The sequence below is a fragment of the Modestobacter sp. KNN46-3 genome, from assembly GCF_011039295.1.
In genome coordinates this window covers 1-5597 of sequence record NZ_JAAKGN010000229.1, presented here as the reverse complement: position 1 = coordinate 5597, position 5597 = coordinate 1, and the positions used below count along the sequence as shown (strand labels likewise).

Sequence of the window (5597 nt, the reverse complement as noted above, 5' to 3'; positions counted from 1 at the left end):
GGAGACCGAGTTGGGGCTGGTGCGCAGCGCGGTGACGAGGAGCCCGTCGGCGGTGGCACTGCGCAGCCGGCCGTGGAAGGCGACGCCCTCGACCGGCCGCACCCGCACCGGTGCGCAGGCGGAGGACGCGTCTGGACCTCGGACCCGGCGCGCCCGTGGGCCGAGGCGCTGGCGGTCCGGGACGGGCTGCTGCTGGACGTCGGGACGGTCGACGAGGTCGCCCGGCACCGTGGCCCGGACACGGAGGTGCACGACCTGGCCGGCGCGCTGGTGCTCCCGGGGCTGGTCGACGGGCACGTGCACCTGAACCTGGCCGGCGCCCAGGCGGCGTTCGAGCTGCCCCTGCTGCCGAGCGACTCGCTGGACGACGTGCTGGCGAAGGTGCGGGCGTGGGCCGACCGGCTGGAGCCGGATGCCTGGGTCGTCGGCGGCATCCTCGGCAGCACGCTCCTCGGTCAGCTGGCCGAGGAGCGCCACCGGTTGGCACTCGACGAGGCCAGCGGCGGGCGGCCGGTGCTGCTGCGCGACGACACCATGCACAACCGCTGGGTCAGCTCGCGGGCGTTGGAGCTCATGGAGGTGGGCCCGGACAGCCCGGACGTGGAGGGCGGCCGCTACGTCCGCGACGACGCCGGCCGGCTCACCGGCGTGCTGCACGAGCTGGCCTCCGCCCGGGCCGAGTCGGCCTTCGCGGCGTCGGTCGCCGATCCGCAGGCGCGGATGCGGGAAGCGGTGGCCACCGCGATCCGGGTGCTGAACTCCTACGGCATCACCAGCGTGCAGGAGGCCGCGACCATGGGCGCGCCCCTGGCCGCGCTGCGCGAGCTCGAGGCGGCGGGTGAGCTGACGCTGCGGGTGGTCGCCTCCCTCCCGGTGCGCCCGTTCCTCGAGGACGGCGCGGTCGGCGGGGAGCTCATCGCGGAGGCCCGGGCCCAGCGCAGCGAGCTGGTGCGCCCGGACTTCGTGAAGATCGTGCTGGACGGCGTCCCGATGACCCGGACGACGGCGCTGCTGGAGCCCTACCAGTGCCGGCACGGCGAGCCCGCCACGACCGGTGACCTGTACTACGACCTGCCCGACCTGGTCGCCGAGGTGGAGCGGTGCCACGACCTCGGCCTGGGCGCGAAGTTCCACGCAACCGGGGACGCCTCGGTGCGGCTGGTGCTCGATGCCGTGGAGCAGGTGCGCGCCCGCCGCGGGCCCGGGCCGCGCTTCCAGATCGCCCACGCCGAGTACGTGCACCCCGACGACCTGCCCCGGTTCGCCGCGCTCGACGTGGTCGCCGACGCCTCCCCCTACATCTGGTTCCCCGGCGTGATCCAGGACAGCATCGCCGCCCACGTGCCCGCGGAGGTGGTCGCGGCGTCCTGGCCGTTCCGCGATCTCCTCGACTCGGGTGCGGTGGTCGCCGCCGGGTCGGACTGGCCGTGTGCCGCACCCACCCCCGACCCGTGGACCGGGCTGGAGGCCATGGTCACCCGCCGCAACCCCGACCCCGCGGTGCCCGGGACGCTCAACCCCGGGCAGGCGCTGACCGTGCAGGAGGCGGTCACCGCCTTCACCACGCACCCGGCCGAGGCGATGGGGCTCGGCGACGTGACCGGACGGCTCACCCCCGGCCGGTCCGCGGACTTCATCGTCCTGGACCGCGACGTCTTCGCGGTGGACCCGACGCAGGTGCACGCCACCCAGGTGCTGCGCACCTGGTTCGCCGGCCGACTGGTGCACACCGCCGACGAGCCGACCACCCGCCCGTGACCCCACACTCGGCTGGGCCGAGGCCGACCTGACCAGCACGACGACGAGGAGAACCGTGAGCGGCAGAGGCGACTTCGCCTGGGACGCGCAGTCCTGGACCCCCTTGACCGAGATGGCCGAGGGCTTCGACGAGTTCCGCCCGCCGGTGTCCGGCACCCTGGTCGGCCGGACCGTGACCCTGACCGGCGCCCTGACCGACGGCGGCGAGGGGTTCTCACTCGAGCAGCGGTTCACCGACGACCGCCGGCTCGACTGGGTGCTGCGCGTCGGCGACCGCCCGGAGCGCAGCGGCACCGCCGGCTACCAGGCCTTCGAGCTGGCCGACCAGCTGTTCTACGTGCACCAGCTGTGGCAGGGCCTCCCCCAGCCCGAGGCAGCGTCCATGGCGCTGGACCTCCGCAACGGCGCAGCGACCGGGGCCCTGGCCCAGCTCGGTCTGGAGCCGCAGCCGCACCGCGCCCGGCAGCAGTGGTTCCAGGCGACCGTCGACGGAGGGCGGACGGACCCGCACCCCCACCAGCCGACCACCGAACTGGTCGGCCGGCGGATCCGCTACCGCTACAGCAGCGACGACGTCTACGACCACGTCTACCTCACCGACCGCCTGTTCACCTGGGTCTGCATGGGCGGTGCCGAGCAGGGCGAGGCGGACACCGAGCGGTGCGTGCACTGGAAGATCCGCGAGGGGGTGTACCTCTTCTCCTGGTTGGAGAAGCTGCTGGGCGTCGAGGGCATGGTGCTGGTCGACCTGACCCAGCTGCGCTCGGTGGGCATCCAGTTCGCGCTCGACCAGTTCAGCGGTGAGCTGGTCGACCTCACGATGGGCGCCTACGCACAGCCCCTGTCCGTGGCACCGCCGGTCACCACGCCGTGACCCCTCCCCGGGTCGCATTGGTCACCGGCGGCGGCGCCGGCATCGGTGCGGCGACCGCCCGCACGCTGGCGCGCACCGGGACCCGGGTCGTCGTCTGCGGTCGCCGGCCGGAACCGCTGGAGCGGACGGCGCAGGAGACCGGCGGGCTCGCCGTGGCCGGCGACGTCGCCGACCCGGCGGACGCCGCCCGGGTCGTGCAGCGCACCGTCGACCACTTCGGTCGCCTCGACGGCCTGGTGCTCAACGCCGGGGTGATGCACCCCGGCGCGCTGCTGGACGTCTCCCCCGAGGCGTTCGAGGCGACGCTGCGGGTCAACGTCGGCGGCCTCTACCACGTGCTCCGGGCCGCGTTGCCGCACCTGCTGACGTCACGCGGCGCCGTGGTCACCGTCGCCTCGGTGGCCGGCCTGCGGGCCAGCGCGGAGATGTCGGTCTACGCCGCCTCGAAGGCGGCCGCCACCGCGCTCACCCAGTCCCTCGCCGTCGACTACGGCCCCCAGGGACTCCGGGCCAACGTGGTGTGCCCCGGGTGGACGGCGACCGAGATGGCCGACGCGGAGATGGCGGAGTTCGGCGGTCCGCGCGGCCTCTCCCCCGGCGCCGCCTACGGGCTGGTGACCTCACTGGTCCCGGCGCGTCGGCCGGCCGGCGCCGACGAGGTCGCCGCGTGCATCGCCTGGCTGCTGTCGGACCAGGCCCGCTACGTCAACGCAGCGGTGGTCCCGGTCGACGGCGGGCAGGTGGCCGTGGACGTGGGCACGGTCCCCTTCGACCCCCGGGTGTCGGTCGACGGCCGCCCGGTCGACCGACCCTGAGAACAGGAGGACCGGATCATGGACCTGCAGCTGCGCGACCGGGTCGCGCTGATCACCGGTGGTGCTTCCGGCATCGGGCGGGCGTGTGCCGACGCGCTCGCCGAGGAGGGCGCGAAGACCGCCCTCCTCGACCGTGACCCGGCCGGCGAGGAGGTCGCCGCACTGCTGCGCGACCGGGGCCACGACGCCCTGTTCGTCCGGGCCGACGTGACGGTCGAGGCGGACGTGCGCACGGCCGTCGCCGCCGCCCTCCACCGGTTCGGCCGGCTGGACACCGTCCTCGGGTGTGCGGGCATCTCCGGCCCGGCCGGGACACCGGCTGCGGAGGTGAGCGTCGCCGACTGGGACCAGGTCATGGCGGTGAACGTCCGCGGCAACTTCCTGCTGGCCAAGCACACCGTCCCCGCGCTGCGCTCCAGCCCGGTCGCCACCATCGTGCTGATCGCCTCGGATGCGGCACTCGTGGCGTTCGAGGGGATGAGCGCCTACAACACCTCCAAGGGCGCGGTGCTGATGCTCACCCGCTCCCTGTCGGTCGACCACCCCGAGGTGCGCGTCAACTGCCTGTGCCCGGGGGTCGTCGACACCCCGATGTCGCGGGCCGACCTGGGCCGCCCCGACGGGTTCGCCGGCAGCGACCTGCCCGTCATGCAGCCGGCGGACCTGGCCCGGCACGCCGCGTTCCTCGCCTCACCGGTGAGCTCCCCGATCAACGGCACCTCGGTCGTCTCCGACTTCGGCTACCTGGCCCGGCCCGCCGTCCCGCCGTACGAGTTCGCCACCGACCCCACCCCGTAGCCCGGGCCCGGCCGAGGGCAGTCGCCCCCGGCCGGGTGCGCTTCAGCCGGTGGGGCCGCGTCGTCGAGCCGGTGGGCCTCCCGGGCCCGCATCTTCCCGCGGACGACGTGGGTGGCTGCGGCGATGGCGATCGCCGCCACCAGCGCCAGGCCGCTGGCGACGTTCTGCCAGAAGGTGGTGACGCCCAGCAGGGTGAGGCCGTCGCGGAGCAGCCCCATGAACAGCACCCCGACCAGGACGTCGACCATGCGGGGGTGGTGACCGGAGCGAGCTCCGCCGACGGCATCACCCGGCGGCGGTGAGCTGTTCGGTAGACCCTCGGTCCGATCCGCGGTGGCCGAGGACCACCGCGTGCACCCGATCTCGCCGTTTCGCGCACCCGTCCGGGCTGCCCGGCCCGGACCCCTCGGTCAGCAGGCCGATCTCAGTCGGAGCTGGTCGCGTGGCGCCGCACCCGCCGGTCGAACCGATCGCGGCTGCTGCCCAGTGGACGGCCGAAGTACCTGCCCAGCACGACGCCGGCGGCCAGGGCCAGTCCGATCGCCGCCGCCCCGACGAGCGCGTTCACGCCGCCTGCGACGTCGGCCTCCACGACGACCGCGAAGAGGCCCCGGTAGATCGTGAGCCCGGGCAGCAGCGGGACGATGCTGCAGACCGCGACGAGCAGGGGCGGGATCCGGAGCCGATCGGTCAGCGCCTCCCCGCAGAACCCGGCGACGATGGCCGCCGCCCCACTCGCCACCGCAGGACCGGCACCGAAGGCGGCGCTCGCCGACGCCGTCGTCCACGCCAGCGCGCCGGCCGCCGTGGCGACCCCGATGGCCGCCGGGCGGGCGTGCGAGGCCAGTGCCCATGCCCCGGCCATCCCGGCGGCCGCGGCCAGCGTCACGACGAACGGCACGCCGGCCGTTCCCGGGTCGAGCACGCGGAGCGGGACCTGCGCCCGCTGCGCCAGGTCCAGGACGGCGGCGATGCCGACGACGATCCCGGTGGTCAACGTCAGCACCTCGAAGGCCCGCGCCGCGGCCGTGACCGGGAAGCCGCTGATCGCGTCCTCGGCGGCGCCCACGAAGGAGAGGCCGGCCAGCAGGACGACGATCCCAGCGGCGACCACCAGCGAGGTGCGGACCTCGACCTCCCAGACGACGAGGAGGACGGCCGCCCCGGTGGCCACCGCAGCGCCGGCCACCTGCTGGAAGAACATCGGGAGCCCGCGCCGGTCGAGGGCGCGGATCGTCTGCTCGATCGCGGCCGTGGTGACCGCCGCGACCAGGGCCACGAGCCAGCCACCACCGAGCAGGAAGGCGACACAGGCTGCCACGCCCGACCAGCCGAGCGCGTGGATCGACCGG

At 74.9% G+C, this 5597-nt stretch carries 6 protein-coding genes; 4 read left to right on the top strand and 2 right to left on the bottom strand.

Annotation, left to right across the window (positions count from 1 at the left end; genetic code table 11):
- From G5C62_RS25275 to G5C62_RS25260, 4 genes are all read left to right on the top strand, one after another.
- The coding region (locus tag G5C62_RS25275; protein WP_206330859.1) for an amidohydrolase at positions 1-1758 on the top strand (1758 nt) is incomplete at its 5' end.
- A gap of 55 nt (positions 1759-1813) precedes the next feature.
- On the top strand, positions 1814-2632 hold the full coding sequence (locus tag G5C62_RS25270) for a MoaF C-terminal domain-containing protein (protein ID WP_164703182.1): 819 nt from the start codon (positions 1814-1816) through the stop codon (positions 2630-2632).
- Positions 2629-3447, top strand: coding sequence for an SDR family NAD(P)-dependent oxidoreductase (locus G5C62_RS25265; RefSeq protein WP_164703181.1), 819 nt, complete (start codon positions 2629-2631; stop codon positions 3445-3447). The genes G5C62_RS25270 and G5C62_RS25265 overlap by 4 nt, the downstream gene beginning before the upstream one ends.
- Before the next feature lie 18 nt (positions 3448-3465).
- Positions 3466-4245 (top strand): SDR family NAD(P)-dependent oxidoreductase, encoded by a 780-nt coding sequence (locus G5C62_RS25260; protein ID WP_164703180.1) that lies wholly within the window; start codon positions 3466-3468, stop codon positions 4243-4245.
- Here G5C62_RS25260 and G5C62_RS25255 read toward each other — a convergent pair.
- On the bottom strand, positions 4188-4493 hold the full coding sequence (locus G5C62_RS25255) for a hypothetical protein (protein ID WP_164703179.1): 306 nt from the start codon (positions 4491-4493) through the stop codon (positions 4188-4190). The genes G5C62_RS25260 and G5C62_RS25255 overlap by 58 nt on opposite strands.
- Before the next feature lie 176 nt (positions 4494-4669).
- A partial coding sequence (locus G5C62_RS25250) for a threonine/serine exporter family protein (protein ID WP_164703178.1) occupies positions 4670-5597 on the bottom strand: 928 nt, incomplete at its 5' end.

What these genes read in the sequence shown, in the direction of transcription:
- G5C62_RS25260 (WP_164703180.1), top strand. Translation starts at nt 3,466, where the DNA reads ATGGACCTGCAGCTGCGCGACCGGGTCGCGCTGATCACCGGTGGTGCT.
- G5C62_RS25255 (WP_164703179.1), bottom strand. Translation starts at nt 4,493, where the DNA reads ATGGTCGACGTCCTGGTCGGGGTGCTGTTCATGGGGCTGCTCCGCGAC.